The sequence below is a fragment of the Arthrobacter sp. JDC6 genome, from assembly GCF_056484025.1.
In genome coordinates, this window is record NZ_CM151278.1 from 818246 (window position 1) to 844773 (window position 26528).

General features: G+C 66.5%; 27 protein-coding genes. 21 read left to right on the forward strand and 6 right to left on the reverse strand.

Going from position 1 to position 26528, the window contains the following annotated elements:
* Positions 1-2: 2 nt before the first annotated feature.
* Genes ACV095_RS03735 through ACV095_RS03745 form a run of 3 tightly spaced genes read left to right on the forward strand, consistent with a single transcriptional unit; the run spans position 3 to position 2266 of the window.
* Positions 3-875, forward strand: coding sequence for a carbohydrate ABC transporter permease (locus ACV095_RS03735; protein WP_018768915.1), 873 nt, complete (start codon positions 3-5; stop codon positions 873-875).
* Positions 876-898: 23 nt separating this feature from the next.
* On the forward strand, positions 899-1594 hold the full coding sequence (locus ACV095_RS03740) for a rhamnogalacturonan acetylesterase (RefSeq protein WP_018768914.1): 696 nt from the start codon (positions 899-901) through the stop codon (positions 1592-1594).
* On the forward strand, positions 1595-2266 hold the full coding sequence (locus ACV095_RS03745) for a DUF1961 family protein (RefSeq protein WP_134164117.1): 672 nt from the start codon (positions 1595-1597) through the stop codon (positions 2264-2266).
* Between the two features lie 95 nt (positions 2267-2361).
* On the opposite strand, the gene ACV095_RS03750 is transcribed toward ACV095_RS03745, so the two are convergent.
* Together ACV095_RS03750 and ACV095_RS03755 are read right to left on the reverse strand one after the other, a co-directional pair.
* The gene (locus ACV095_RS03750; RefSeq protein WP_223992628.1) at positions 2362-2925 is read right to left on the reverse strand and encodes an ABC transporter substrate-binding protein; all 564 of its coding nucleotides are present in this window, start codon (positions 2923-2925) and stop codon (positions 2362-2364) included.
* Between the two features lie 197 nt (positions 2926-3122).
* Positions 3123-3305 (reverse strand): hypothetical protein, encoded by a 183-nt coding sequence (locus tag ACV095_RS03755; protein ID WP_018768911.1) that lies wholly within the window; start codon positions 3303-3305, stop codon positions 3123-3125.
* On the opposite strand from ACV095_RS03755, the gene ACV095_RS03760 reads away from it, so the two are divergent.
* Positions 3240-3617, forward strand: coding sequence for a DUF7793 family protein (locus ACV095_RS03760; RefSeq protein ID WP_043424831.1), 378 nt, complete (start codon positions 3240-3242; stop codon positions 3615-3617). The two genes, ACV095_RS03755 and ACV095_RS03760, sit on opposite strands and share 66 nt — an antisense overlap.
* A gap of 17 nt (positions 3618-3634) precedes the next feature.
* Here ACV095_RS03760 and ACV095_RS03765 read toward each other — a convergent pair whose 3' ends face one another.
* A complete protein-coding gene (locus ACV095_RS03765; protein WP_018768909.1) occupies positions 3635-4654 on the reverse strand; it encodes a LacI family DNA-binding transcriptional regulator in 1020 nt (339 codons plus the stop codon).
* Positions 4655-4804: 150 nt separating this feature from the next.
* Between ACV095_RS03765 and ACV095_RS03770 the strand changes: the two genes are divergently transcribed.
* The 8 genes from ACV095_RS03770 to ACV095_RS03805 all read left to right on the forward strand — a co-directional run bounded on the left by ACV095_RS03770 (position 4805) and on the right by ACV095_RS03805 (position 13125).
* Positions 4805-5149, forward strand: a complete 345-nt coding sequence (locus ACV095_RS03770; protein WP_018768908.1) for an L-rhamnose mutarotase — start codon at positions 4805-4807, stop codon at positions 5147-5149.
* Between the two features lie 120 nt (positions 5150-5269).
* On the forward strand, positions 5270-6436 hold the full coding sequence (rhaI, locus tag ACV095_RS03775) for an L-rhamnose isomerase (RefSeq protein ID WP_144601091.1): 1167 nt from the start codon (positions 5270-5272) through the stop codon (positions 6434-6436).
* A gap of 6 nt (positions 6437-6442) precedes the next feature.
* On the forward strand, positions 6443-8479 hold the full coding sequence (locus ACV095_RS03780) for a bifunctional aldolase/short-chain dehydrogenase (RefSeq protein ID WP_478222929.1): 2037 nt from the start codon (positions 6443-6445) through the stop codon (positions 8477-8479).
* Entirely contained in the window at positions 8476-9927 is a 1452-nt protein-coding gene (locus tag ACV095_RS03785; protein WP_478222930.1) for a rhamnulokinase, read from the forward strand. The genes ACV095_RS03780 and ACV095_RS03785 overlap by 4 nt, the downstream gene beginning before the upstream one ends.
* A 106-nt stretch (positions 9928-10033) precedes the next feature.
* Positions 10034-11053: an acetylxylan esterase gene (locus ACV095_RS03790; RefSeq protein WP_478222931.1), complete on the forward strand. Its 1020-nt coding sequence runs from the start codon at positions 10034-10036 to the stop codon at positions 11051-11053.
* 315 nt (positions 11054-11368) lie between these two features.
* Positions 11369-12508: a 3-deoxy-7-phosphoheptulonate synthase gene (locus ACV095_RS03795; protein ID WP_478222932.1), complete on the forward strand. Its 1140-nt coding sequence runs from the start codon at positions 11369-11371 to the stop codon at positions 12506-12508.
* Positions 12509-12662: 154 nt separating this feature from the next.
* Positions 12663-12875, forward strand: coding sequence for a helix-turn-helix domain-containing protein (locus tag ACV095_RS03800; protein ID WP_018768902.1), 213 nt, complete (start codon positions 12663-12665; stop codon positions 12873-12875).
* A gap of 151 nt (positions 12876-13026) precedes the next feature.
* Positions 13027-13125 carry a 30S ribosomal protein bS22 gene (locus tag ACV095_RS03805; protein WP_003792170.1) on the forward strand — a complete coding sequence of 33 codons (99 nt, stop codon included), beginning with the start codon at positions 13027-13029 and terminating at the stop codon, positions 13123-13125.
* Between the two features lie 79 nt (positions 13126-13204).
* On the opposite strand, the gene ACV095_RS03810 is transcribed toward ACV095_RS03805, so the two are convergent.
* On the reverse strand, positions 13205-14023 hold the full coding sequence (locus tag ACV095_RS03810) for an HAD family hydrolase (protein WP_018768901.1): 819 nt from the start codon (positions 14021-14023) through the stop codon (positions 13205-13207).
* A gap of 78 nt (positions 14024-14101) precedes the next feature.
* Here ACV095_RS03810 and ACV095_RS03815 point away from each other — a divergent pair, with 78 nt between their 5' ends.
* Both ACV095_RS03815 and ACV095_RS03820 read left to right on the forward strand, forming a co-directional pair.
* The gene (locus ACV095_RS03815; RefSeq protein ID WP_018768900.1) at positions 14102-14356 is read left to right on the forward strand and encodes a glutaredoxin family protein; all 255 of its coding nucleotides are present in this window, start codon (positions 14102-14104) and stop codon (positions 14354-14356) included.
* A 93-nt stretch (positions 14357-14449) separates the two neighbouring features.
* Complete coding sequence (locus tag ACV095_RS03820) at positions 14450-15154, forward strand: redox-sensing transcriptional repressor Rex (RefSeq protein ID WP_018768899.1); 705 nt, start codon at positions 14450-14452, stop codon at positions 15152-15154.
* Positions 15155-15267: 113 nt separating this feature from the next.
* On the opposite strand, the gene ACV095_RS03825 is transcribed toward ACV095_RS03820, so the two are convergent.
* Positions 15268-16119, reverse strand: coding sequence for a hypothetical protein (locus ACV095_RS03825; protein ID WP_018768898.1), 852 nt, complete (start codon positions 16117-16119; stop codon positions 15268-15270).
* Between the two features lie 208 nt (positions 16120-16327).
* Complete coding sequence (locus tag ACV095_RS03830; protein ID WP_018768897.1) at positions 16328-16876, reverse strand: YceI family protein; 549 nt, start codon at positions 16874-16876, stop codon at positions 16328-16330.
* A gap of 215 nt (positions 16877-17091) precedes the next feature.
* Between ACV095_RS03830 and ACV095_RS03835 the strand changes: the two genes are divergently transcribed.
* From ACV095_RS03835 to ACV095_RS03865, 7 genes are all read left to right on the forward strand, one after another.
* Complete coding sequence (locus tag ACV095_RS03835; RefSeq protein ID WP_142071195.1) at positions 17092-17772, forward strand: histidine phosphatase family protein; 681 nt, start codon at positions 17092-17094, stop codon at positions 17770-17772.
* Positions 17773-17807: 35 nt separating this feature from the next.
* Entirely contained in the window at positions 17808-18386 is a 579-nt protein-coding gene (locus ACV095_RS03840; protein ID WP_056393113.1) for a TlpA family protein disulfide reductase, read from the forward strand.
* A gap of 14 nt (positions 18387-18400) precedes the next feature.
* Positions 18401-19156: a cytochrome c biogenesis CcdA family protein gene (locus tag ACV095_RS03845; protein WP_018768893.1), complete on the forward strand. Its 756-nt coding sequence runs from the start codon at positions 18401-18403 to the stop codon at positions 19154-19156.
* Positions 19156-20913, forward strand: a complete 1758-nt coding sequence (gene resB / locus ACV095_RS03850) for a cytochrome c biogenesis protein ResB (RefSeq protein WP_478222933.1) — start codon at positions 19156-19158, stop codon at positions 20911-20913. Before ACV095_RS03845 ends, resB begins: the two co-directional genes overlap by 1 nt.
* On the forward strand, positions 20913-22025 hold the full coding sequence (gene ccsB / locus ACV095_RS03855) for a c-type cytochrome biogenesis protein CcsB (RefSeq protein ID WP_478222934.1): 1113 nt from the start codon (positions 20913-20915) through the stop codon (positions 22023-22025). The genes resB and ccsB overlap by 1 nt, the downstream gene beginning before the upstream one ends.
* A 197-nt stretch (positions 22026-22222) precedes the next feature.
* Positions 22223-24310 carry an Hsp70 family protein gene (locus tag ACV095_RS03860; RefSeq protein WP_478222935.1) on the forward strand — a complete coding sequence of 696 codons (2088 nt, stop codon included), beginning with the start codon at positions 22223-22225 and terminating at the stop codon, positions 24308-24310.
* A gap of 1 nt (position 24311) precedes the next feature.
* Positions 24312-26411 (forward strand): LuxR C-terminal-related transcriptional regulator, encoded by a 2100-nt coding sequence (locus ACV095_RS03865; protein WP_478222936.1) that lies wholly within the window; start codon positions 24312-24314, stop codon positions 26409-26411.
* Positions 26412-26528 lie beyond the last annotated feature (117 nt).

Sequence of the window (26528 nt, forward strand, 5' to 3'; positions counted from 1 at the left end):
CCATGAAAATCCACAACACCCGCGGCGGCCGCGTCTTCGATGCCGTCAACTACGTCTTCCTGTCCCTGATCGGCATCATCACGCTGTTGCCGTTCGTCTACGTCTTCGCCGGGTCCTTCGCCAACGAAGCCGAGATCACCCGCCGGGCCTTTTTCGTGTGGCCGGAGCAGTTCACCCTGGGCTCCTACGAATACATCTTTGCCACCCCGGCGTTCATCCGCGCTCTGGTGACCACCATCCTGGTCACCGCGGTGGGCACCCTGGTCCAGCTGGCCTTCACCGTGACCATGGCCTACCCGCTGGCCAAGAAAACCCTCCGCGGCAGGAACGTCATCCTGTCCCTGGTGGTTTTCGCAATGGTCTTCTCCGGCGGCATGATCCCTACCTTCCTGCTGGTCAAGGACCTGGGCCTGCTCAACACCTACTGGGCCCTGATCCTGCCCGCGGCCATCAACCCGTTCAGCCTGATCATTATCAAGAACTTCTTCCAGGAACTCCCCGCGGAGCTTGAGGAATCAGCCAAGATGGACGGCGCCACCGAGATTGGGATTCTCTGGCGGATCCTGCTGCCGCTGTCCAAACCGGTCCTGGCAACGTTCGCGCTGTTCTACGCCGTGGGCATCTGGAATGACTTCATGTCGCCCCTGCTCTACCTCAGCGACAACTCCAAGTGGACGCTCCAGATGTACCTCCGCCAGGTCACCGCCGCCTCGGACCTGCTGGGAACCGGCAACGTGGACCCCAACTACATTCCGCCGGAACAGGGCATCAAGTTCGCCGTGATCGTCGTGGCTACTTTGCCCATCCTTATTTTCTATCCGTTCCTGCAAAAGCACTTCGCCAAGGGCATGCTCATCGGTTCCGTGAAAGGCTGATCCGCCCGTTGAGGAAAGACACCATGAAGATCCTGCTGGCCGGAGATTCCACCGTGGCCAACTGTCCCACCCATGAGTTCCCCATGAGCGGCTGGGGTGCACACCTGCCTCCGCTCACGTACAGGTGGGGAGCGGTCCACAACTTCGCCAAGGGCGGGGCCAGCACGGAGTCCTTCCGCGATGACGGGCTGTGGGCGGCGCTGCTGGCGGAGGCCGGTGAAGGCGACGCGGTGCTCATCCAGTTCGGCCACAACGACCAGAAGAAGCAGCACCTGGCCGCCCGGACCGGCTACGCGGCCAACCTGCGCGCCATGGTGGGGGAGGTCCGGGACCGGGGCGCGGCTGCGGTGCTGTGCACCTCCGTGGAGCGGCGGCACTTCCTGGACGCGCCGTCGTCGGACGCTGTCCTGGCGGAAAGCCTGGAGGACTATCCGGAGGTGGTCCGCGAACTCGGCCTGGAGCTGGCGGTCCCCGTCGTGGACCTGAATGCCTGGACCCGGCGCCTGTACCGCCGGCTGGGGCCGGACAGATCCCGGGAGCTCTTTTGCCACTTCGGGCCCGGGGAGCACGCACATTGGCCTGCCGGCCTGGCGGACAACACCCATTTTTCCCAGTCCGGGGCTGCGTTGGTGGCGGGGGAAGTGGCCCGGCAGCTTGGTTCGCTGGGATACGGCGCGGCCGGCACCAAAGAGTTAAGTACGACGGCGGGACGCGGCTAGGTGGGCACGACGGGCTTGGAGACGGGCATCCTCTACAGCAACCCGCTGGCAGGACCGGATGACGTGGCCGGTTGGGTGGCGGAAGGGCCGCTGCGGATGGGGAGCCATGAAGGAGCCCTGGAGCTGTCCGGCGCACTGGACGACCAGGAGTTCGGCGACCACGCGCATTGGACGGTCTGGTGCCCCCGGGACTTCCCGGACGGCATCCGCATCAGCTGGGACTTCCGGCCGCTCGCGGAGCCCGGCTTGGCCATGCTGTTCCTTGCAGCCACAGGACAGGCCGGGCTGGACCTGTTCAGCCCGGCCCTTGCGCCCCGGACGGGCTTCTATCCCCAGTACCACTCCGGCGACATCAACACCCTGCACGTCTCCTACTTCCGGCACAAGCACCCGTCCGAGCGTGCCTTCCGTACCTGCAACCTGCGCAAGAGCGCGGGATTTGAGCTGGTGGCGCAGGGTGCGGACCCGTTGCCGCCCGCGGAGGATGCCGCCGGCTTCTACCGGCTGGAGGTGGTGAAGGACGGGCCCCGGGTGGCATTCTCCATCAACGGCCTGCTCCTTTTTGAGTGGGACGATCCCTCGGGAAGGGTGCTTGGCGGCGGCCGGATCGGCTTCCGGCAGATGGCTCCGCTCCGGGCTGCCTACCGGAACCTGGTGGTGGAGAGGCTTTAGGGACAGCGCAAAAACTTGGGGGGACAGCGCAAAAGCGGACGGCCTCGAAGGGCCGCCCGCTCTTGGCAATACCTGGTTGTTGGAGTGCTGGGAGACTACAGTCCCAGGACCCGGTTGAGCAGGTTGGCCAGGCCGCTCAGGCCGGTCCCGCCGTCCAGGAGTCCGGTGATGGCGCACAGGAGGTTGCCCACCAGCTTGCCTGCGCCGGACTGCGCCACGATGTCCAATACCACCTGGTTCAAGTCGACGTTGAGTCCCAGGACATCGAGGTGAAGCGGGCCGAGGACAAGGTTCACCACGTCGCAGCCGCCACCGCCGCCGCCGGCCATGGTGGTGGGTGCAGCAGCGGCGGTTGTGGTTACCGTCTGGCTCACCTGGGTGGCCTTGCCGGCGAGGTCGGTGAAGGTGCCCTGCACCAGGCCGGTGACCATGAGCTGGCCGTCCTGGGCATCGAAGCCGGTGGGAGTGAAGGAGCCCGCAAAGCTGCCTACGCCCTCGATGGTCTGGTTGATGGTGCCCGTAACGCCGGCAACCTTTGATGACTGGGAGGCGGCAGAAGGAGCCGCGGGTGCTGCTGCCGTGGCCGGGCCTGCCATGCCAAAGAGCATGGCGCCGGAGAGGGCGAGAGCGGTGATTGAAGCTGAGACCTTGGTTCGCATTTTCGGTAAATCCTTTCAGCGCCGGGTGGCGGCGCAATGAATCCTCCGAGGCTCCGCCCCCATGGAGAACCCCGGCGGAACTGTTTATTTCAAATGCAGTTCATTTCAAATGCAGCCCTGGCGGGCCGCGACACGTGGCGTTTGACTGGTGATCCAGGCCACGGGCACGTCGACCAACCTATTAGTAAGCATGCTGATCAGTCAAGCCCGTCGGAGGGCAGGCCCGTGGTCCGGGGAGTGGCGCGCGCCTGGCTGTCCATGCGTGGGGCAAGATAGAGGGGTTCAGCAACTGCCCACTGGAGGGAGGCGGCGTCATGGAGCCCGTAACGGTCGACGGTGGCAAGGGCACCGTGGAATTGCGCACCGATGGCATCATCCATCTCATTTGGGAACCTCGTGTCCGGATAGAACTCCAGGATGCGCAGGCGGCCATGGCGACGGTGAACCGGATAGCCGGGGATGGCAGCTACCCCATGCTGGTGGATATGGCCACCACGGAGGCCGTCAGCAGGGATGCGCGGTCGGTCTTCTCCATTCCATGTGCGGCCAACCGCATCGCGCTGCTCGGGGCAAGTCCGGTGGACCGGATCATCGCCAACTTCTTCCTGGGAGTCCATATTCCACCTTGCCCCACCCGCTTTTTCACTTCGCGGGATGAGTCCATGAAGTGGCTGCAGCAGGGCGGAAACTAGCCTGGCCGGTGGGGTTGTCAGCCGGCGGTCGTTGCCGTGCTCTGCCGGATGACAAGCTCAGGCGTGAAGACCACTGACCGGTGGACGGGGTTCTGGGACTCCACTTCTTCGGCCAGCAGCTCGATGGCTGTCCGGCCCAGCAGCTCGGTGGGCTGGCGGATGGAGGAGAGCGGCACCACGGCGGAGACGGCAAAATCGATGTCGTCGTAGCCGATCAAGGCCACGTCCTCAGGAATGCGGAACGTGTGCGTCATGGTCAGTGACTGCATGACACCCAGGGCCAGAAGATCGTTGGCGCAGAAGATCCCGTCCGGCAGTTCCGCCCGGCCGCGCTGCACCAGCATGTCGCCCACGCTGCGTCCCGCAAGGACCGTCTGCCCCTTTGAATCCAGCACCTCCAGCGTGGCGTCCGGCTCCTCCTTCACGGCCCGCCGGGCACCCTGGAGGCGGTCCGCCACCTGCCGGATGGAGGTGGGGCCGCCAACGAAGGCGAGCCGGCGGCGGCCGGTGTCCAGCAGGTGCCGGGCTGCGAGGTACCCGCCGGCGTCGTCATCCACTGCGACTGAACTGAACTTTGATTCGTCAGCCAGCCGGTCCACCAGCACCGTGGGCACCCCGCGCTCGCGGAGGAGGTCCAGCCGCTCCGTGATGTCCCCCACCGGCGAAATCAACAGGCCCTGGACACGCTGCTCCTGAAAGAGGTCGATGTAATTGGCCTCCCGGCCGGCGTTGTGGCCGCTGTCGCCCAGCAGGACGGCGCTTCCCTGCAGTGCGGCAGCGTCCTCGGCGGCGCGGACCACGGAGGTGAAGAAGGGGTTGCCGACGTCCAGGACAATGAGTCCGATGGTGCGGCTGTGGCCCGCGCGGAGTTGCCGGGCGGCGTCGTTTCGGACAAAGCCAAGTTCATCGATGGCGCGCAGGACCCGTTCCTTGGTCCGTGCCGACACCCGGTCCGGATAATTCAGGACGTTCGACACCGTCCCCACGGCCACGCTTGCATGGTTGGCCACGTCCTTGATACTGGCTGTGCGGTTCATCGATTCTCCGTGCTGACTTGCCCGCTGCAGGAGGTTCCGTGCGGGAGATCAAAAGTTCCTGTCATTGCTTGACAGCTGCTCAAGTCCAAGAGTACTTTGAATCGTATTAATGAAACGATTCAAAGATCAACGTTTGAAAAAGGAGTCCCAATGAGGGTGTGCTTCCGTTCCTCGGTGCAGCCGGCGCTGATCGATGAATACCGTCGCCGGCACGCCGCGGTGTGGCCGGAGATGCTGCATGCGCTCAAGGAAGCGGGATGGCATAACTACTCCCTCTTCCTGGCGGAGGACGGCCTCCTGGTGGGCTACGTGGAGTGCGACGACTTTGACGCCGTCCGCGCCCGCATGGCCCTGACCGAAGTCAACGCCCGTTGGCAGGCGGAAATGGCAACCCTCTTTGCAGATTCCGGCCAGGCGCCCGACGAAGGGTTCCAGGTCCTGGAAGAAGTTTTCAACCTTGACAGCCAGTTGGCCGCACAGCCCTCGGCGGGCTGACGGGCTGAAGCAGGCAGCCCGCCGTCGAATCCGTCGGGCACCACCACCAGCACGGCTCCAGCAGCGGGGCACCCATCCACAACGCATCAGACAGACGCTCAGACACCGGAAAGAACCATCATGAATGACGTAGCAAAGGCGCTGGGCAGGCTCGGGGAGCTTGCCATCGAGGTCCCATCGTGGGCTTATGGAAATTCAGGCACGCGGTTCAAGGTGTTTGGCACACCCGGTACGCCGCGGACGGTCCAGGAAAAGCTGGCCGACGCCGCGAAGGTCCACGAGTTGACCGGGCTGGCTCCCACCGTGGCCCTGCATATCCCGTGGGACAAGGTGGACGACTACTCCGCACTGAAGGATTACGCCGCCGGACTGGGGGTGGGGCTGGGCACCATCAACTCCAACACCTTTCAGGATGATGAGTACAAATTCGGTTCACTGACCTCCTCCAACGAGTCGGTCCGCCGGCGGGCCATTGACCACCACCTGGACTGCATCGACATCATGCACGCCACGGGTTCGAAGGACTTGAAGATCTGGCTGGCGGACGGCACCAACTACCCGGGCCAGGACGACATGCGCGGCCGCCAGGACCGGCTGGCCGAGTCCCTGCAGGAAATCTACGCGGCCCTGGGGGATGGGCAGCGGCTGGTACTGGAGTACAAGTTCTTTGAGCCGGCTTTCTACCACACCGATGTTCCGGACTGGGGCACTTCCTACGCCCAGACCCTGGCCCTGGGTGAGAAGGCGTTTGTCTGCCTCGACACCGGCCACCACGCGCCGGGCACCAACATCGAGTTCATCGTGATGCAGCTGCTGCGCCTGGGCAAGCTGGGTTCCTTCGACTTCAACTCGCGCTTCTATGCCGACGACGACCTGATCGTGGGTGCTGCGGACCCGTTCCAGCTCTTCCGCATCATGTGCGAGGTGATCCGCGGTGGCGGCTTCGGCAAGGATTCCGGTGTGGCCCTCATGCTGGACCAGTGCCACAACCTGGAGGAGAAGATTCCTGGCCAGATCCGTTCCGTCCTGAACGTCCAGGAAATGACCGCCCGCGCCCTGCTGGTGGACACCGCGGCGCTGGCCGAGGCGCAGCGCGCCGGCGATGTGCTGGCCGCCAACGGCATCTTCAACGATGCGTTCTACACCGACGTCCGCCCGGTCCTTGCCGAGTGGCGTGAATCCCGCGGCCTGCCCGCGGACCCGATCGCTGCCTTCAAGGCCAGCGGCTACCAGAAACAGATCAACGAGGACCGCCTTGGCGGCCAGCAAGCCGGATGGGGCGCATAACCAGCCATGAGCAACAAGACTGTTGAAGACCTGATTTCCCGTTCCAACCGCCTGGGTGCGGACAAACGGAACACCAACTTCGCCGGTGGCAACACCTCCGCCAAGGGCACGGAGAAGGACCCGGTCACGGGCGAGGATGTACAGCTTTTGTGGGTCAAGGGTTCCGGTGGTGACCTGGGCACGCTGAAGGCACAGAACCTGGCGGTGCTCCGGCTGGACCGGTTGACCGCCCTGAAGAACGTGTACCCGGGTGTTGAGCGTGAAGACGAGATGGTGGCGGCTTTCGATTATTGCCTGCACGGCAAGGGCGGCGCCGCTCCGTCGATCGATACGGCGATGCATGGTTTGGTGGACGCCGCGCATGTGGATCACCTGCACCCGGACTCCGGCATCGCCATTGCCACCGCCGTTGACGGGGAAGCACTGACCACCAAGATCTTCGGCAACAAGGTGGTCTGGGTTCCCTGGCGCCGTCCCGGATTCCAGCTGGGCTTGGACATCGCCGCCATCAAGGACGCCAACCCGCAGGCCATCGGCACCATCCTGGGCGGCCACGGCATCACCGCCTGGGGCGCTACGTCCGACGAGGCCGAGCAGAACTCGCTGTGGATCATCGACCAGGCGGAGAAGTACATCCGGGACAACGGCAAGGCCGAGCCTTTCGGACCGAAGCTGCCCGGCTACGGCGCCCTGCCCGAAGCTGAGCGCCGCGCCAAGGCCGCAGCCCTGGCGCCTGTGATCCGCGGCCTGGCCTCCACGGACAAGCCGCAGCTGGGGCACTTCAGTGACGACGCCGTCGTCCTGGACTTCCTCGAAGCCGCCGAGCACCCGCGCCTGGGCGCCCTGGGCACCTCCTGCCCGGACCACTTCCTGCGCACCAAGGTCAAGCCGCTGATCCTGGACCTTCCGGCCGACGCCTCCATTGAGGATTCGATTGCCCGGCTGCAGGAGCTCCACGCCGGCTACCGCGAGGACTACCAGGCCTACTACGACCGCCACGCGGATGCCGATTCGCCGGCGCTGCGCGGCGCCGACCCGGCCATCGTGCTCGTGCCCGGCGTGGGGATGTTCTCCTTCGGTGCCAACAAACAGACCGCCCGGGTTGCCGGCGAGTTCTACATCAATGCCATCAACGTCATGCGCGGCGCCGAGGCCATCTCCACCTACGCACCCATCGAGGAATCCGAGAAGTTCCGGATCGAATACTGGGCGCTGGAGGAAGCCAAGCTGGCCCGGATGCCCAAGCCCAAGTCGCACGCCACCCGCATTGCGCTGGTGACCGGCGCGGCATCCGGGATCGGCAAGGCCATCGCCACGCGCCTCGCCGCGGAAGGCGCGTGCGTGGTCATCGCCGACCTGAACCTGGAGAACGCGCAGAAGGTCGCTGAGGAACTCGGCGGCCCGGATGTCGCGGTCGGCGTCCAGGCCGACGTCACCGACGAAGCCCAGGTCGCCGCGGCGATCGACGCCGCCGTGCTGGCCTTCGGCGGCGTGGACCTGGTAGTCAACAACGCCGGACTGTCCATCTCCAAGCCGCTGCTGGAAACCACCGAAAAAGACTGGGACCTGCAGCACAACGTCATGGCCAAGGGCTCCTTCCTGGTGGCCAAGGCCGCCGCCAGGGTGATGATCGCCCAGGGCCTGGGCGGGGACATCATCTACATCTCCTCCAAGAACTCCGTGTTCGCCGGCCCCAACAACATCGCCTACTCCGCCACCAAAGCAGACCAGGCCCACCAGGTCCGGCTCCTCGCGGCCGAACTGGGGGAGCACGGCATCCGCGTCAACGGCATCAACCCCGACGGCGTGGTCCGCGGCTCCGGCATCTTCGCCGGCGGCTGGGGCGCCAAGCGCGCAGCGGTCTATGGCGTTGACGAGGAGAAACTGGGCGAATACTACGCCCAGCGCACACTGCTCAAACGTGAAGTCCTGCCCGAGCACGTAGCCAACGCGGCCGCCGTCCTCACCAGCAACGAACTGTCCCACACCACCGGCCTGCACATCCCCGTGGACGCCGGAGTAGCCGCAGCCTTCCTCCGATGAGTGCGGCTGTGATTGCCGCCGTCGACATCGGTGCCTCCTCCGGGCGGGTCATGCTGGGCCGGGTCTCCCCGGACTCGGGGGTATCGCTGGAGACCGTCCACCGGTTCCCCAACGGTGTAGTGGAGCTCGACGGCGGCCTCCGCTGGGACTTCGACGCCCTGTTCGCGGAGGTCCTTGCGGGCCTCCGCGCCGCGGCTACGGCGGCGGCGGCGCAGGGCGAAACAATTGCCAGCATCGGCATCGACACGTGGGCCGTGGATTACGGCCTGGTGAACAAGGCCGGCGAGCTGGTGGCACAGCCCTTCAGCTACCGCGATGACCGGAGCAGGGCCGCCGTCGCGCCGGTGCACGCCAAGCTGGACCCTGCACGGCTCTACCGGACCACCGGGCTGCAGTTCCTCCAGTTCAACACCATCTACCAGCTGGCCGCCGAGCGTAACCTGGCCGGGCTGAAGGCCCTGTTGATCCCGGACCTGATCGCGTTCCTGCTCACCGGGGTGCGCCGGACCGAGGCCACCAACGCCTCCACCACAGGGCTGTTCGATGCCGTCGCGGGGGAGTGGGCCACCGATTTCTTCACCGCCCTCGGGCTGCGGAAGGACCTGTTCCCGCCGCTGATCCAGCCCGGGGAACCCTACGGGTACCTCCTGCCGGACATCGCCGCGGCCCTGGGACTGCCGCGTGAAACCACGGTGGTGGCGGTAGGTTCGCACGACACTGCGTCCGCCGTCGCCGCAGTCCCCGCGCAGGGCGAAAACTTTGCCTACATCTCCTCCGGCACCTGGTCCCTGGTGGGGCTGGAGCTGCAGCAGCCCGTCCTGACCGAGGCCAGCCGGGAAGCGAACTTCACCAACGAACGCGGCGTGGACGGCACCATCCGCTACCTGCGCAACGTGGGCGGACTCTGGCTCCTGAGCGAGTGCCAGCGGACCTGGGCGGGCGAGGGTTTCCAGCCTGACCTGGCCGCGCTGCTCTCCGCTGCCGCAGCCCTGCCTGCCGGCGGTCCCCAGGTCAACGCCGACGACCCCTACTTCATCGCCCCGGGCGATATGCCCGAGCGCATCCGGGCAGCAGTCCGGCGAACCGGGGACGTCCTGCCCAACGAGCCCGCGGCGATCACCCGCTGCATCATGGACAGCCTCGCAGCTGCTTATGCCAGGACCATCACCACGGCCGAACGCCTGGCAGGCCGTGAGGTGGACGTGGTGCACGTGGTGGGCGGCGGCTCGCAGAACACCCTGCTCTGCCAGCTCACCGCCAACGCCACCGGCCGCCCGGTCATCGCCGGTCCGGTCGAAGCCACCGCCCTGGGAAACGTGCTCATCCAGGCCCGCGCCGCCGGGGCTGCCACCGGGGGCCTGCCACTCCTGCGCGGAATCATCGCCGCCGGAACGGACCTTCGACGGTACGAACCCCAGGAGCTGACACTGAACGCCGCCAGGAATTGAACTCCTGGGTGTCCACAGGCCCAGGCGGCGGGATGGCGTCATCGTGCGCTAGAAATAGAGGAGCGTCCCGCTGGGGCGCCAACAACCGAAAGCAGGACGGACAACGATGCCCCTCTTCGACCTACCCCTGGCCCAGCTCCGCAGCTACACCTCCGACGTCACCCCGCCGGAAGACCTGGATGCGTTCTGGGATGCCACCCTGGCGGAGGCCCGTGCCTTCCCGTTGAACCCCGCGTTTGAGCCGGTGGAGAACTACCTGGCACTGATCGACACCTTCGACGTCACGTTCGCCGGCTTCGGCGGGGCACCGGTCAAGGGCTGGCTGCACCTTCCCGCCAACCGGGACGAGGGGGCCCGGCTACCGGTGGTGGTGAACTACATCGGCTATTCCGGTGGCCGCGGCCTGGTCAACCAGGACACGCGCTGGGCGCAGGCCGGGTACGCGCACTTCATCATGGACACCCGCGGCCAGGGGTACGGCGGCACCCTGGGCCACACCGCGGATCCCCACCCCTCGGCGGGGGATGTGGCGCACGCAGGCCTGATGACCCGGGGCATCGCGGCCCGGGAGGAGTACTACTACCGCCGGGTCTACGTGGATGCCTTCCGGGCGGTGGAGGCGGCCCAGGCCCACCCCGCGGTCGATCCGTCCAAGGTGGTGCTGGCCGGAGTCAGCCAGGGCGGCGGCCTGGTGGTGGCCACGGCAGGGCTTACCGCGGGACGGCTCGACGGCGTCATCGCCGCGCTGCCCGACGTCCCCTTCCTCCAAGACTTTCCCCGCGCCATCGACATCACCCCGCGCGGGCCGTACCCGGAGATTGCCCAGTTCCTGGCACGCCACCGGGACCGCTATGAGTCCACCCTTGCCGTCCTCAACTACTTCGACGGCGTCAACCTGGCCGGCCGCGCCACCGCCCCGGCACTGTACTCCGCGGCGCTGATGGACGACATCTGCCCGCCGTCCACCGTTTTCGCCAGCTTCAACGCCTACGGTTCCGGATCGGGCGCCTCCTCCGCCAGCGGGGCGGACAAGGAGATCGAGGTGTACCGGTTCAACAACCATGAAGGCGGCCAGGAACATCACTGGATCCGGCAGCTCCAGTACCTCCGCAAACTCCTCGGCTGAGCCCGGGCACTGGGCCGGAAAAGCCTAAGCTTGTTCGCGGATCCGCACCTTGTGCGTCCGGATCCGCGAACAAGCCCGGGATGGAATGTGACGGAAGCTGATTTTGCTCCCGCGGCGGCCCGGGTTTATGGTCTTTTCCATGACTAACCGTTGGTATGCGTATTTTTCGTTGGCTCTGGAGGGGCCCGCGTCTAACTGACACGCATCCAGCATTCCTTCAGAGCCAACAGGGCAGAGATTATTCTCTGCCCTTCGCCGTTTCTCCGGCGGGTTCTGAAATCCGGGCCCGCTTCCCATCTGGAACAGGACCCGAACATGAGCACCGCAACAGCACCGGCACAAACCACCTCAAACCAGCGCGCCAGCGACACCAAGTCCACGTCCAACCTGCGCGTCAGCGAGTTCACTCCGCTGCCCACTCCTTCCGACCTTCTCGCGGAACTGCCGCTGGACGCCCGGGCCGCTGCCGTCGTCGAACGCGGCCGCGACGAAGTGCGCGCCATCATGGACGGCGTGGACGACCGCCTGCTGGTCATCGTGGGTCCCTGCTCCATCCACGACCCCAAGGCAGGGCTGGAATACGCCCGCCGGCTGGTCAGCCAGGCGGAGAAGCACAAGGAAGACCTGCTGATCGTCATGCGGACGTACTTCGAAAAGCCGCGCACCACCGTGGGCTGGAAGGGCCTGATCAACGATCCACGGCTGGACGGCACCCATGACATGGTCACCGGCCTCCGCACCGCCCGGCTGTTCCTGCAGCAGGTCACCGCGCTGGGCCTCCCCACGGCAACGGAGTTCCTCGAACCGATCAGCCCCCAGTACATGGCGGACCTGATCTCGTGGGGTGCCATCGGTGCCCGCACCACCGAGAGCCAGATCCACCGGCAGCTCGCCTCCGGGCTGTCCATGCCCATCGGCTTCAAGAACGGGACCGACGGCGGCCTCCAGGTGGCCATCGATGCATGCGGTGCCGCGGCGGCGGCGCAGGCCTTCCTGGGGATCGACGGCGACGGCCGGGCTGCGCTGGTGGCAACGGCTGGAAACCCGGACACCCACGTGATACTGCGCGGCGGCCGCAAGGGACCCAACTACTCAGCGGCCGATGTGGAACGCGCCTCCGGTGAACTGGCAGGCAAGGGGCTGAACCCGCGGCTGATCGTGGATGCCAGCCATGCCAACAGCGGCAAGAGCCACCACCGGCAGGCTGAGGTGGCCCTGGAGATTGGCGCGCAGCTGGAGCAGGGCGGGGCTGCCGCGCGGTCCGTGGCCGGCGTGATGCTGGAAAGCTTCCTGGTGGGCGGCGCGCAAAACCTGGATGTTGCCGAGCACGCGGCCGGACGCGCGGAGCTGGTGTACGGGCAAAGCGTCACGGATGCGTGCATGGACTGGGACGTTTCCGCGTCCGTCCTTGAGCAGCTGGCGGCATCGGCACGGAAGCGGCGGCAGTCAGATTAGGGGCTGAAATAGGGGAAGCACTACTTTCACATCTGCCACATGAACATCTAGAGTATCTTTTTAGGTGGTTGGTGGATGGCTCAGCATCGTAACACCGCATTGGCACGTACCTGGGGTCACTGTTGTCCATCCGTCAGCAAAGGAAAATAGGGAAATGTCGGCAGAACAGAACTTCTCCAACGCGAAGTTCCTGACCGTGGCTGAAGTAGCCGAGGTCATGCGGGTCTCCAAAATGACTGTTTACCGGCTGGTCCACTCCGGCGAAATGCCGGCGGTGCGCTTCGGCCGCTCCTACCGGGTCCCCGAAAACGCCGTCGAACAGTACCTCAGGGGTGCTGTCGTGGAAGGCCACACCGAAACCGCCTGAGACTGCCTGTCCTGAGCGGCTCCCGATAAGCGGTACCCTGTTAAGGAACGTTTTACGTCATTGTAAGAATCTGTCAGTTGTTCAGTTCGTAGCTTTGTCCACGGACATTCTCCATCAGACAGGTACTGCATCTAGTTTGTAAGGAACTTTCGTGGGTTCAGTTATTAAGAAGCGTCGCAAGCGTATGGCCAAGAAGAAGCACCGCAAGCTGCTTCGCAAGACCCGTCACCAGCGCCGCAACAAGAAGTAGCGATACTTCAAGCAGCGTGGAAATGCCCGTCGCCTTCCAAGGCGGCGGGCATTTCGTTTAACCCGGCAAGAGGTAAGAATTATGCCCGCGGGCCGCGGATGCGGGCGAAGCCCTTCCAGAGGCCGTAGATGGCCCCGCCGAAGGTGGCCGCCTTGAGTCCCAATGTCGCGGCACGGCGGCCTGCGCGGAAATCGTAAACCGGCCAGTTGCGGTCGCGGGCGTGGCGTCGCAGCCTGGCGTCCGGATTTATGGCCACCGGATGGCCCACCAGCGACAGCAGCGGGACGTCGTTGTAGGAGTCGCTGTAGGCCCAGCAGCGCTTGAGGTCCAGGCCCTCATCATCGGCGATGGCCTGCACGGCCACGGCCTTGGCCGAGCCGTGCAGGATGTCTCCCACCAGCCGCCCGGTGTACAGGCCGTCCGAGACCTCCCCCACGGTCCCCAGGGCTCCGGTCAGTCCCAGCCGGGTGGAGATTACGGTGGCCACTTCGATGGGGGTGGCTGTCACCAGCCAGACGCGGCGGCCCACCCTCAGGTGCTGTTGCGCCAGCGCTTTGGTGCCGGGCCAGATCCGGGACGCGATCATCTCGTCATAGACTTCTTCGCCCAGCGCCTTGATGTCATCCACACTGATGCCTACGGCCAGGGTCAGGGCCGAGTCCCGGACGGCATGGACATCGTCCATGTTCTCGCCGCGGGCCACAAACTTGAACTGCTTCCAGGCCATACCCGCCGCCTGCCTCAGGGTGAAGGCTCCCCGCTGGTGCATCTTGCGGGCCACATGGAACAGGCTGGCACCCCGCATCAGGGTGTTGTCCACATCGAAGAACGCCGCCTCGCCGGGCTGCGGCGCAGCAACCGGCCGTGTGACTACGGCGACGTATTTCTCCTGGGGCATGGAGTTGAGTCTAGTCAATCCACTGGCCCGCCGCCGTCGGCGTCAGCCTCACGCCGGGAACGGCGATACCGTTAAGCCATGGCTACACCCCGCGTCGTCCTGGTCACCAAAGCTGACTGCCACCTTTGTGAGGAGGCGCGCGACGCCGTCGGCCGGGTCACTGCCTCATTGGGCCTTACCTGGAGCGAAGAGCTGGTGGACAACCAGCCTGAACTGCGGGAGCGCTACGCCGAAGAGATCCCGGTGGTCCTGGTGGACGGCGTGCAGCGCGACTTCTGGAAGATCGACGAGGTCCGGCTGGCACGCGTGCTGCAGCGCGCCATGGGCCGGTAGGGCAGTGGCGGCAGTTTCTGATGGTCCTGGTTTTGAAGGCATGAGCGGCAGGGACCTAGAGTGGACTCACAACGCGACGCAAGGGAGGTGCGGGTGACATCCCTGGGTTCTTCGCCCCAGTCTGTCCCGGACCTTCCGGATGCCACGGGCGCATTGACCAAGCAGATACCTCCTGCCGCCGTGGCCCGGCTCACCATCTACCTCCGTGCCCTGAACACATTGCTGTCCGAGGGCGTGGAGCGCGTTTCCTCCGAATCCCTGGCAGAAGCCTCCGGCGTCAGTTCTTCAACCCTCCGCAAGGACCTCTCCCATGTGGGGTCCTATGGCACCAGGGGCGTCGGTTATGAGGTGCAGTACCTCAGCCGCCACATCGCCGCCGCGCTCGGACTGACCCACGACTGGAAAGTGGCCATTGTGGGCGCCGGCAACTTGGGCAAGGCGCTGGCACGCTACGGCGGCTTTGAGTCGCGCGGGTTCGATGTGGTGGCCATCTTCGACGCCGACCAGATGGTGGTGGGCAACGAGGTGGGATGGCTGCGCGTCAGCGACGTGGCAGACCTGGAGACCGTCCTGCACCGCACCGGGGCCAACATGGTGGTCCTGGCCCTTCCCGCGGCCGTCGCGCAGGGCGTTTGCGACCGTGTGGTGGCGGCAGGCGTGCGCAGCGTGCTGAGCTTTGCACCCGTGATGCTGCAGGTTCCCGAAGGGGTCAATCTTCGCAAGGTGGACATGGCCACTGAACTCCAGATCCTGGCCTACCACGCCCAGCGGGCCCAGACGCCCGGGCAGACGGCCTAGGGTTTCCCTGGAAGTTTTCCCCCGGCCCAAGTCTTGGCGGACCCGTTAAAGCAGGTGGCCCGGGATGCGAATGATGCATCCCGGGCCGCGTGCAGTGTCAGCGGGCGGAGTGGCTACCGCCCGTAGGGGTTGCCGAAGCCGCCCGAATAGGGGTTGGCGAAAGGCTGCTGCTTCCGGAAGTACGGGGCGGCTGCCGGAAGGTAGAGCAGCACGATGGCCGCAATTCCCAGGAGCGTTCCGATGGTGGCAAAGCTGGGGGGACCAAAGAGTCCGAAGACGGACAGTGCAGCGAAGACCGTTCCCAGGATGCGGGCCCAGTTCTTGCCCTTTCGGACGAAGAAGGCCACCAGCAGGTAGAGGGCCACGCCAATGATCGCGAACACCACCAGGGTGCCGGCGATGACCCCCTTAATGTCGTCATAGGTGACTCCACTGGCGCCTCCGGCCGCCATCTGGTCCTCGAATGTCCGCCGGAACACCGGATCATCCAGCTGCGTCAGCCCGGTCAGCAGGGAGATCACGAAGATCACTGCCGACGCGATCAACAGCCAGAACGAGATGTTCACCAGCTGCGGGACGCCGTTGCCTCCGGCCGGCTGCGGCTGCTCCGACGGGTACTGGCCGTAGGGGGACTGCCCGTAGGGCGGCTGGCCGTACTGGGGTGCATTCTGCCCGAACTGGGCGCCATACTGCGGCGGGTTCTGGCCGTAGCCCGGGGCCTGCGGCGCATTCTGGCCGTACTGGGGCTGGTTTTGGCCGTACTGCGGCGCTGCCGGCGGCTGGTTCTGGCCGTACTGGGGCGCGTTCTGCCCATATTGCGGGGCGTTCTGGCCATACTGCGGCGCATTCTGCCCGTAGCGGGGCTGCTGCTGGTCTCCGGACTGGGGGCTGCCGGCCTGTTCATGCCCCGGCTGGTCGTTGCTGGGGTCTTGGGGCGACGGGGGCGGGACGGGAGGAGTACTCATGGCGTTCCTTCTGCAGGTCGGGATCCGGGTAGGCTGCCGGGAATCAGTCCTCTGCCTTCCCCCAGCATGGCTTAAGTCCACCGTACCCCCGGCGGGCGGCGTTGTGGGTGATTCAGCGGGTATTGGCGCAGGTGGTTGCCGTTAAACAGGGAACCCCGGCGCCAGGCCGGGGAGGCCTGGCGCCGGGGTTGTGCCCTGGCGGGCGGAACTACGCTGCGGGGGCGATGAAGGCGAGTTCAAGGTTGATGGCAACCTTGTCGCTGACCAGCACGCCGCCGGCTTCCAGGACGGCGTTCCAGGTGAGGCCGAAGTCCTTGCGGCTGATGGTGGTCTCGGCGGAGACGCCGGCGCGGGTGTTGCCGAACGGATCAACGGCAACACCGTTGAATTCGGTTTCCAGGGTCACCGGGCGGGTGACACCCTTGATGGTCAGGTCGCCGGTGAGCTCGTAGCTGTTGCCCTTGGCCACCAGGCCGTTGGATACGAAGGAGATCTCGGGAAACTTCTCCACATCGAAGAAGTCCTCGCCCTTGACGTGGCCGTCGCGGTTGGCGTCGCCGGAGTCGAAGCTGGCGGTCTGGATGGTGGCGTTGATCCTGGACTCAGCCACATCCTGGCCCAGGTCCAGCGTGGCGGCGGCCTCTTTGAACTGGCCGCGGACCTTGCTGATGCCGGCGTGCCGGACAGTGAAGCCGATCTCGCTGTGGGAGTTGTCCAGGGTCCAGGTGCCGGTGGTGACGTCTGCGGGAAGTGCCATGATGTTGCTCCTTGTAAAGGTGTATGTACTGAGGTCCTGCCGTTGAACCTTCATCTGTTGAAGCCTCAACTAACTTGCTGCATCCAGTATAAACATGCATTTGCATGTTTTGTTCCCGTCCACGGAACATTTCTTCAAAAACTTAAGTTCTACTCTTTGTAGAAGGAGCGGCCCGAGATTTCGGATCGCACGCCATCTTTGAGAAACTGGTAAACATGCCCCAAGCCACTGTCCATCTGCTCCGCCACGGCGAGGTCCATAACCCCGAGGGCGTTCTCTATGGACGGCTTCCCGAATTCCACCTCTCCGAACTGGGGCAGGAGATGGCCCGGACGCTCGCCGAATACTTCCGGCAGCGCGCCGAACGCGGCGCCCGCATCACCTACCTGGCCGCCTCACCACTGGACCGCGCGCAGGAAACGGCACGGCCGACGTCGGAGGCCCTGCAGCTGCAGATCCACACCGACGAGCGGATCATCGAAGCGGAAAACTACTTTGAGGGCATGAAGGTCACCAAGGCCGAACTCCGCCGGCCCAGGCACTGGCCGCACCTGGTCAACCCGCTGCGCCCCTCCTGGGGCGAACCGTACAAGGAGCAGGCCGCGAGGGTGGCGGCCGCGGCGCAGGACGCCCGGCTGCGGGCCATCGAGCTTGCTGCCGGCGACTTCGGTGCCCACGGCCCCGAGGCGATCCTGGTGAGCCACCAACTGCCGATCTGGGCTGCCCGGCTCAGCGCCGAAGGCCGGCCCCTGTGGCACGACCCACGCAAGCGCGAGTGCACCCTGACGTCCGTCACGTCCCTGGTGTTCGACGACGACGGCTCGCTTTTGCGGGTCGAGTACAGCGAACCCGCGGCGTCCCTTCTTCCCGGTGCCGCCAGCACCCCTGGAGCCTAGAAGTGAGCAACAACAACCTCCCCTCCCGCCGCAGCATGCTCGCCGCCGGCGGCATGGCCCTGACCGCACTGACCCTGGGCCTCTCCGGCTGTGCCCAGGAGGATGCGCTGGCCAAGCAGGCCAAGGCGGGGGACAACAAGAACTATGTGGCCGGCGACGGCTCCGTGACAGAGTTCGCCGCCGGGGACCGCAAGGAAGCCGTGCAGATCCAGGGTGCGCTTTTCAACGGCACTGCGGTAACCCCGGCCGACTTCCAGGGCAAGGTGAGCGTCCTGAATTTCTGGTTCGCCGCCTGCGCGCCGTGCCGCGTGGAAGCTCCCCTCCTGGAAGCGCTGCACCAGGAGTTCAAGGACCAGGGCGTGCAGTTCTTCGGCGTCAACCTCCGGGACGAGAAACCCACGGCGGAGGCGTTCGAAAAGACCTTCAACCTGACCTACCCGAGCTTTGACGACAAGGACGGAAGCGTCCTGCTGTCCGTGTCCGGCCTGGTACCGCCCGGCGCCGTGCCCACCACCCTGGTCCTGGACAAGCAGGGACGGGTGGCCTCGCGCGTCCTCGGCGAGATCGAGAAGGGCACCCTGAAAGCCCTCATCACCGCCGCCGTGGCCGAGTAGGGCGGGCCGGGACCATGAACAGCCCCTTCGCCGAAGCCATCCTCAGCGGCTCCATCCTGCTGGCCATTCCGGTGGCACTGCTTGCCGGACTGGTCTCCTTCCTTTCCCCCTGCGTCCTTCCCCTGGTTCCTGGCTACCTGGGTTACGTCACGGGCCTGAGCGGCGTGGACCTGCAAAAGCAGAAGCGCGGCCGGATGCTGGCCGGGATCGGGCTCTTCGTCCTGGGATTCTCGGTGATCTTCGTCCTGCTGGGCGGCGCATTCGGCCAGTTGGGCACCCTCATTACCGGCAGCCAGAATGCCTGGATCACCCAGCTCCTGGGGGTCCTGGTGATCATCATGGGCATTGTCTTCATGGGCGGCTTCAGCTGGCTCCAGCGGGACGCAAAGATCCACGCCAAGCCGCCCGCCGGGCTCTGGGGAGCACCGCTGCTGGGCCTGACCTTCGGCCTGGGCTGGGCGCCGTGCATCGGCCCCACCTACTCGGCCGTGCAGCTCCTCAGCCTTTCCGGCGGCTCCTCGGCCGCCAAGGGCGCCTTCCTGGCATTCGTCTACAGCCTGGGACTGGGCATTCCGTTCCTGTTGATCGCGCTGGCCCTGCGCCGCGGAATGGGCGTCATGGCGTTCTTCCGCAAGCACCGCCTTGCCATCCAGCGGACCGGCGGCGGAATCCTGGTGGTGCTGGGCCTGCTGATGGCCACCGGCGTATGGGGAGCCTGGGTAACCGGGCTGCAGTACTGGTTCCAAACCGACGTGAAGTTGCCGATCTGATGAGCGAGCGTGTGAACGTAAAGAAGAAGCAATCCGCCCCCGTAGCGGAGGCAAAAGCCCAGGCCGCCCTTCCGGCCCTGGGCCCCAAGGGCATGCTGCGGTGGGCCTGGACCCAGCTGACCAGCATGCGCACCGCGCTGTTCCTGCTGCTGCTCCTCGCCGTCGCCGCCGTCCCCGGATCCCTGTTCCCGCAGCGGCCCGCCAACCCGGCCGTGGTGACCCAGTACATCAAGGACCATCCGGACTACGGCAAGCTGCTGGACTCCCTGCAGCTCTATGACGTCTACTCCTCGGCCTGGTTCTCGGCGATCTACCTCCTGCTGTTCATCTCGCTGATCGGCTGCGTGGTGCCGCGTGCCATCGCCCACTACAAGGCCATGCGCTCCCAGCCGCCACGGACGCCGCAGCGCCTGTCCCGGCTGCCGGAATACGGCACCCTGGTGATTCCCGCCCGCACCGGCATCCCGGCGTCGGAGGCCATCAACAGTGCGGCCGGACTGCTGCGGAAGCGCGGCTACCGGGTGGAGGTCAGGGACGCCGACGGCAACCGCCCGTCCCTGGGGGCCGAGCGCGGCTTCCTGAAGGAAGTGGGCAACCTCGTCTTCCACACCTCGCTCATCGGCGTGCTGGTGGCCGTGGCCGCAGGCGGCCTGTTCGGCTACAGCGGCCAGCGCATCCTGGTGGAAGGCGACACGTTCGTGAACACCCTGGTGGGCTACGACCAGTTCAACCCGGGCACCAACTTCCAGTCCAGCCAGCTGCAGCCGTACTCGCTTCAGCTGGACAAGTTCAACATCACGTTCGACCGCGAATCCAGGGGCAAGTTCGGCCAGCCCATCGACTTCGCCGCCACGGTGACCACCAAGGAAAACCCGGACGCTCCAGCCAAGCAGGAAATCCTGAAGGTCAACGATCCCGTGACCCTGGGCGGCACCAGCATCTACCTCACCGGCAACGGCTACGCACCGGTGGTGACCGTACGGGACGGCGCCGGCAACGTGGCCATGCAGGGCCCGGTGGTGGCCAAGCTGCAGGGCGATAACTACTACTCGTCCGTGGTGATCAAGGTTCCGGACGCCCAGCCGGACCAGCTGGGGTTCGTGGGCTTCTTCCTCCCCACCGCGTTCGTGACGGACAAGAACGTTTCGTTCAGTGCCGACCCCGAACTGTTCAACCCCCAGCTGACCCTGAACTCCTACTACGGGGACCTGGGCCTGAACACCGGTGCCCCGCAGAACGTCTTCGAACTGGATGTCAAGAACCTGACGCCGCTCAACGCCAGGAACCTCGCGGCCGGCGGCATCACGCTGGCACCCGGCTCCACCTTCACACTGCCGGACGGCAAGGGCACCATCAGTTTCGACGGCGTGAAGCGGTACATCGGCGTGGACATCCACCACAACCCCGGGCAGGTCTACGCCCTGGTCTTCGCTTTGCTGGCCGTGGCCGGCCTGATCCTCTCGCTCTACGTCAATCGCCGGCGCGTCTGGGTACGGACGGGCACCGCCGCGGACGGCCGCACCATGGTGGAATACGGACTCCTGGCCCGCGGCGAGGATCACCGCCTCGCGGGCGAGGCGGCAGCGCTCCGGAAACTGTTTTCCGCCGAGTGGCAGTTGCCGGAAGACACCGAAGACACGGGCCAGTCCCAGCAAACTCCCAGCCGGCGGGGCGATAATGTCGCAGGCTCCGCCGCTAATGCCGCAGGCTCCGTCACCACCCCAGCAGGCCCCACCGGGCCCGAAAAGGACCAGTAATGCCATTTGGAATCAATGAAACCATGGGCCAGTACAGCGAACTCTTCATGCTGCTGGCGGCGGGTACCTACACGGTGGCCTTCATCGCCTTCGCCTGGGACCTGGCCAAGAGCAGCAAGGCGCTGCGCGCTGTGGACCTCAAGGCCGCGCAGGCCGGTGCTGGCGCCAAGGTCCCCGTAACCGCCGGCGTTGCTGCCGGAGCAGGGGCGCGCGAAGGATCCCGCGGTGTTGAGGCCCGACTGGACGGGCCGGCCGGACGGGCCGAGCGCCCGTCGTCGTCCGCCGCCAAAGCCAGCGGTGCAGGAACCGGAGGCTTCATGACTGCCGACGGCGACATGAAGTACGCCGCCGAGCGCCGGGTTCCGGCGCGTGTTGCGGTGGCCGTGACCACCCTTGCTGTCGTCATCCACGGCGCCGGCGTGGTCACCAGGGCCCTGGGCGCAGGCCGGGTGCCGTGGGGCAACATGTACGAATTCCTCACAACCGGCGCCTTCCTGGTGGCGGCCGTGTTCCTGCTCTCGCTGATTCGCCGCGACCTCCGCTTCCTGGGCACCTTCGTGGTGGGCCTGGTGATCATCATGCTGGTGGCTGCCTCGGTGGCGTTCTGGACCCCCGTGGGACACCTGGTTCCCGCCCTGCAGAGCTACTGGCTGGTCATCCACGTTTCCATCGCCGTGCTCTCCTCGGCGCTGTTCACCCTGACCTTCGCGATGTCCGCACTGCAGCTGGTGCAGACCCACCGGCAGAAGACCGTGGCCGCCGGCGGTGCCGACAAGCTCGGCTTCATGCGCCTGGTGCCCTCCGCGCTGAGCCTGGAAAACCTGTCCTACCGCATCAACGCCATCGCCTTCATCGGCTGGACCTTCACCCTCATGTTCGGTGCCATCTGGGCAGAAAAGGCCTGGGGCCGGTTCTGGGGGTGGGACACCAAGGAGGTCTGGACCTTCGTGATCTGGGTTGTCTACGCCGGCTACCTGCACGCCCGGGCCACCCGCGGCTGGACCGGAACACGGGCCGCCTGGCTGTCGATCGTGGGCTACCTTTGCGTGATCTTCAACTTCACCATCGTCAACCAGTTCTTCAACGGACTCCACTCCTACTCCGGCCTTTAAACAAGGGCCTTTCGGCCCCTAAAACGGGGGTTTCCGGGTCCTAAAACCGGGGGCGCAGTCGAGAGACGGCAACGGTCCGATAAATAACCATTCGATGTAGCAACAGGGGTGTTCCCCGGTCCTTCGGAAATGCTACGTTGGTGACGTTCCCTGTGATGAAGCTTGCAGGTGGACCACCAGCCTTTCGAGGTACCCCAATGAGCTACGCTCTCGCCGTTGACGTCGGGACCAGTTTCACGGCAGCTGCCGTGGTGCGCTTTAACCAAGGTCCCAACGCCGTGCCCGAATGCCTGCCCCTGGGCACGCGTGGAGCGTCTGTGCCCTCCGTGGTGTACTACCCGGAGGAAGGCGCGGTCCTGGTGGGGGAGGCGGCAGAACGCCGAGGACTGGACTCTCCGGAACGCGTGGTCCGGGAATTCAAGCGCCGGATTGGCGACGACGTACCCTTCGTCCTGGGCACCCTGGTCCTGCGGCCGGAGGACGTCTATGCCACCGTTGCCCGCTGGGTGGCGGACCGGGCCACCGAGCGTGAGGGGGGCCCGGCGTCGGCCATTTTCCTGACCCACCCCGCAGCCTGGGGCAACCACCGGCTTTCCGTCGTCCGCGACGCCCTCGCCGCGCATGGCCTGGAGAACGTCACGCTCCTTCCCGAACCCGAGGCCGCAGCCCTGCATTACGCCTCCCAGGTGCGCGTGGAGGAAGGCAGCACCATCGCCGTGTACGACCTCGGCGGCGGCACGTTCGACACCGCCGTGCTGAGGAAGTGCGGCAGCAGCCGCTTTGAGCTCCTGGGGCACCCGGAGGGCATCGAGGACCTGGGCGGCGCCGACTTTGATGCCGCAGTGTTCCGGTACGTGGCTGCGCACACCGGGAACGCCCTGGACGATCTGGACACTGGTGACCCGGCGGTGCTGGGGGCCCTCACCCGGCTCCGCCGCGAATGCGTCGAGGCCAAGGAAGCACTCTCCGCGGACAGCGAATCCACCATTCCGGTGCTCCTGCCCGGCATCCAGCAGCAGATCCGGCTGGTCCGTTCAGAATTCGAGGCGCTGATCGAAGAGCCCGTACGGGAAACAGTGGAGGCGCTGGAGCACTCCCTGGCCCAGCTCCACCTGGTACCGGCAGACTTGTCCACGGTGCTGTTGATCGGGGGATCGTCCCGGATCCCCCTGGTGGCCCAGGTGGTGTCGGAGGAGCTGGACCGGCCTATCGCTGTGGATGCCGATCCCAAGTCCTCCATCTGCCTGGGGGCGGCAGTGGCAGCCGTCCTCGCCCACACGGCCGCAGTGGCGGCAGCAGCTGACCCGGCAGAAACTGAAGCGGACGCCCGGGAGGCGCCGGCCGCCGTCGTACCCTCCGACGTGCCGCCCGCTCCAACCGGCCCGGGCAGGCCCAGTTGGTCGCGGAAATATACGACGGCGGCAGGCGCCCCGGCAGGGCCCGTCGCCGTCCGCGGTGCCCGGCGCGGGGCGCGGGGCGCGCACGCTCCGAAGCCCACCGTCCGCGTGACCGCCGTGGCCGCGGCTGCTGCGGTCCTGACGGTCCTCACGGCAACGGCCGCGCAAAGCCCGGACGGTTTCGGAAGCCTGACTGCCATGTTCGTGCCGCAGGCCGGTGCCAGTACCACGGGAGGCTCCGCCGGCACCGATGCGGGCGGTTCGGACGCCGCCGGTGCAGGGGAGTCAGCAACCCCGGCCGCGGTGGCCCAACCACTCGCGGGCATCGAGGCCAGCGCCAGGAAACCCCTTGCTCCAGGGACCGGACTGGAAGCATCTGCCACGCCCCCCGGCGGGCAGGCGGCCGGCAACGACGTGCCGGCGGCTGGAAGCAGCGCGATTGCCGACGGACCCGTCGTGGCAGCGGCGGCAGCCCCCGATGCGCTCGCCGGCTCCGGGGGGACAACGGGCGGGTCAGGCGTTGCCCCCGAGGCCGTTACGGTAGTTCCCACGCCCGCTTCCGACACCCCGCAGGCAGGCGGTTCCGCCGACCCCACACAGAGTGAAGGCACCCCAACGCCCACCGACTCCGGGACGGCTGACCCGACGACTCCTGCGGCGACTGATTCGCCCACGGCAACTGAATCGCCTACACAGGACGACACCAGCCAGCCCACGCAGACAGAGAGCCCAAGTGCCACAACTGCCCCGGATCCCTCGATGACACCAACGGAGGTGGCCGTGGAAGCTACCGGCAGCCCAGCGCCGCAAGTAACACCGCTTGAACCCGAAACCACGTCCGCCGCAGCCGCCGTTGAAACGGCCACGACCGCCGCTCCGGGGGCCTGAGATGGACGGGCAGCTTCAGGACGGACAATTCCAACGGGAGGAACAACCCGGGGCGGCGTCTACGGGACCGGACCACCAAGGGCACCCGCTGCACGCTGCCGAGCAGATGGCCAAGCAGCTGAAGGGTGCCAACGCCGTGGTGCGGGAACTGCTGCTGGCGCTCTCGGTGGGCTTCGCCTTGCCGGGGCCGCTGCCTGCGGACCTGCAGCAAAAGTTCGGCAGCGGCGGGGCGGAGGACCTCGATGTCCTGGTGGACCGGGCCGAGGCCGCGGGACTGCTTGGGCCGGACGGCACCGTGGTGGGGACGGCGCAACACGCACTGCTGGCTGCCACACCTATTGCCAAGGTGCACGCGCTGCAGCGTGAGCTCGTGGGCGTCTACACGGCCGCCGGACAGCGGTTGGGTAATCTCGCCCGCGAGCTTGCCCGCGGCGGGCTCACCGACCCCCGGGTGGCTGCTGAACTGGAGCTGGCCGCGGACAGTGCGTTGGAGCATAACCCCCGGCTCGCGTCGCAGCTTTACGAGGAGGCCCTCCTGGCGGGCGCCGATCCGGTAGCGACGGCAGCCCGCCGCGCGCAGGCGGCGGCCGGTGATGGTGAGCTTGATGCGGCTGCGCGCATCATTGACACCCTCCTGGTCAGCGCCGACCCGCGGGATGTGCGCCGGGGTGCGGATGTGGCCGCCTCCGTTTGGGCGCAAAGGGGCATGCTGGCCCGCGGGGCCGATGTTTACAACTGGTTGGGCCCCGAGCGTGTGGGCGTATCAGCGCCCCTCGCCGCCGTTGTCCTGATAGGAGTCGGAGACCGGTCTGGGGCGGAGGCGTTCTTCCAGCCCGCCGCGCCGGCAGCTTCCCCCACCCTGCTTGCCGCCACGCTGGTCCAGACGGGGCAGGGGGTCTTCGCATCCCTGGGGGAGAAACCACAACAGGGCATCTCCGTGCTGATCCATGCCTCGGACATGCTGAACTCGGCAGGCATATCGCTTCCGCTGCCGGAAACGCCGGCTGCGCTGGCAGCCCTGCTGGCCCTGCACACCGGTGAGCCGCACCTGGCGGAAACCGTCTGCCGGGCAGCGGCCGCTGCCGGGCAGGGAGGCAATGCCGCACAACCCAGGCTCCTGCTGCTGCAGGCCTGGGCGGAGATGATGCAGGACAAACTCGAGGATGCCCGGCTTGCCGCCACGGAAGCCGCCAAGGCCAACCATTGGCCGCTGGTCCCGCGCGACGAGTTCATGTGCGCTGCACTTGAGGTGGGGCTAGCCCGGCGGAACGGTGACGTGCCGGAGCTCCTCAGGGCGTGGGAGCGGGCCCGCGAGGCCATGCTCCATACCTCGGTGGACCTCTACAACCTCCTGCCGTGGGGGGAAATGCTGATTGCTGCTGCCCGCCTGCGCGAAACGCGGCGCGTGGCGCACTACCTGGAAGAAGCCTGGAAGCTGCTGGGGCGCCTGGACGAACCCGCGCTGTGGGCCGTTCCCCTGCACTGGGCCGGCGTCCAGGCCGCACTGCTGAATGAAAGCCCCGCCGATCTTGCTCCGCATGCCACTGCACTGGCCCGGGCCTCCGTCCACAGCCAGCTTGCCGCAGTCTTGGCCACCGCGGGAAAGGCCTGGGTTTCGGTGCTCGCCGGCCGCTTCCGTACTGCCGACGTGGAGGGCGCGGCCCGGCTGCTGGGCGCTGTAGGAATGCCCTGGGAGGGTGCAAGGCTGGCCGGCCACGCTGCCGCACGTGCTGACGAGCGGCGGGACATGATGCGCCTGCTGTCCTGCGCCCGGGACCTCCACCCGCAGGGCAACCCGGCCGGTGCCGCGTCAGGGGCCGCCATCCAGGCAGGAACCCCCGCCGACAACGGCGGCAGGGCGCACCAGCCGGACGGCTCCGGACTGAGTGAGCGGGAAAAGGAAGTTGCCAGGCTGGTGCTTGAGGGCAAAACCTACCGGGAAATCGGTGAGGCCATCTACATCTCGCCCAGGACGGCAGAACACCACATTGCCCGGATACGCCGCCGCCTGGGCGCCGAAAACCGGTCTGACCTGCTGGCCCGTTTACGGGTGGCCTTGGGCGTTGAGAATTCCCAGCACATGAACCCGCAACAGGAGTAGTCCCTAATGCCCCTAGCCGCGGACCCGGGAGCACCCCGGTACGGCTTCCACCGGTAGGGGGAATGCGCCCGATGCCCAGTCTCCGGCAGCGAACCTAGTTTTGAAGCAGCCAGACAC

What these genes read in the sequence shown, in the direction of transcription:
- ACV095_RS03735 (WP_018768915.1), top strand. Translation starts at nt 3, where the DNA reads ATGAAAATCCACAACACCCGCGGCGGCCGCGTCTTCGATGCCGTCAAC.
- ACV095_RS03740 (WP_018768914.1), top strand. Translation starts at nt 899, where the DNA reads ATGAAGATCCTGCTGGCCGGAGATTCCACCGTGGCCAACTGTCCCACC.
- ACV095_RS03750 (WP_223992628.1), bottom strand. Translation starts at nt 2,925, where the DNA reads ATGCGAACCAAGGTCTCAGCTTCAATCACCGCTCTCGCCCTCTCCGGC.
- ACV095_RS03760 (WP_043424831.1), top strand. Translation starts at nt 3,240, where the DNA reads ATGGAGCCCGTAACGGTCGACGGTGGCAAGGGCACCGTGGAATTGCGC.
- ACV095_RS03755 (WP_018768911.1), bottom strand. Translation starts at nt 3,305, where the DNA reads ATGGATGATGCCATCGGTGCGCAATTCCACGGTGCCCTTGCCACCGTC.
- ACV095_RS03765 (WP_018768909.1), bottom strand. Translation starts at nt 4,654, where the DNA reads ATGAACCGCACAGCCAGTATCAAGGACGTGGCCAACCATGCAAGCGTG.
- ACV095_RS03770 (WP_018768908.1), top strand. Translation starts at nt 4,805, where the DNA reads ATGAGGGTGTGCTTCCGTTCCTCGGTGCAGCCGGCGCTGATCGATGAA.
- rhaI (WP_144601091.1), top strand. Translation starts at nt 5,270, where the DNA reads ATGAATGACGTAGCAAAGGCGCTGGGCAGGCTCGGGGAGCTTGCCATC.
- ACV095_RS03780 (WP_478222929.1), top strand. Translation starts at nt 6,443, where the DNA reads ATGAGCAACAAGACTGTTGAAGACCTGATTTCCCGTTCCAACCGCCTG.
- ACV095_RS03785 (WP_478222930.1), top strand. Translation starts at nt 8,476, where the DNA reads ATGAGTGCGGCTGTGATTGCCGCCGTCGACATCGGTGCCTCCTCCGGG.
- ACV095_RS03790 (WP_478222931.1), top strand. Translation starts at nt 10,034, where the DNA reads ATGCCCCTCTTCGACCTACCCCTGGCCCAGCTCCGCAGCTACACCTCC.
- ACV095_RS03795 (WP_478222932.1), top strand. Translation starts at nt 11,369, where the DNA reads ATGAGCACCGCAACAGCACCGGCACAAACCACCTCAAACCAGCGCGCC.
- ACV095_RS03800 (WP_018768902.1), top strand. Translation starts at nt 12,663, where the DNA reads ATGTCGGCAGAACAGAACTTCTCCAACGCGAAGTTCCTGACCGTGGCT.
- ACV095_RS03810 (WP_018768901.1), bottom strand. Translation starts at nt 14,023, where the DNA reads ATGCCCCAGGAGAAATACGTCGCCGTAGTCACACGGCCGGTTGCTGCG.
- ACV095_RS03815 (WP_018768900.1), top strand. Translation starts at nt 14,102, where the DNA reads ATGGCTACACCCCGCGTCGTCCTGGTCACCAAAGCTGACTGCCACCTT.
- ACV095_RS03825 (WP_018768898.1), bottom strand. Translation starts at nt 16,119, where the DNA reads ATGAGTACTCCTCCCGTCCCGCCCCCGTCGCCCCAAGACCCCAGCAAC.
- ACV095_RS03830 (WP_018768897.1), bottom strand. Translation starts at nt 16,876, where the DNA reads ATGGCACTTCCCGCAGACGTCACCACCGGCACCTGGACCCTGGACAAC.
- ACV095_RS03835 (WP_142071195.1), top strand. Translation starts at nt 17,092, where the DNA reads ATGCCCCAAGCCACTGTCCATCTGCTCCGCCACGGCGAGGTCCATAAC.
- ACV095_RS03840 (WP_056393113.1), top strand. Translation starts at nt 17,808, where the DNA reads ATGCTCGCCGCCGGCGGCATGGCCCTGACCGCACTGACCCTGGGCCTC.
- ACV095_RS03845 (WP_018768893.1), top strand. Translation starts at nt 18,401, where the DNA reads ATGAACAGCCCCTTCGCCGAAGCCATCCTCAGCGGCTCCATCCTGCTG.
- resB (WP_478222933.1), top strand. Translation starts at nt 19,156, where the DNA reads ATGAGCGAGCGTGTGAACGTAAAGAAGAAGCAATCCGCCCCCGTAGCG.
- ccsB (WP_478222934.1), top strand. Translation starts at nt 20,913, where the DNA reads ATGCCATTTGGAATCAATGAAACCATGGGCCAGTACAGCGAACTCTTC.
- ACV095_RS03860 (WP_478222935.1), top strand. Translation starts at nt 22,223, where the DNA reads ATGAGCTACGCTCTCGCCGTTGACGTCGGGACCAGTTTCACGGCAGCT.
- ACV095_RS03865 (WP_478222936.1), top strand. Translation starts at nt 24,312, where the DNA reads ATGGACGGGCAGCTTCAGGACGGACAATTCCAACGGGAGGAACAACCC.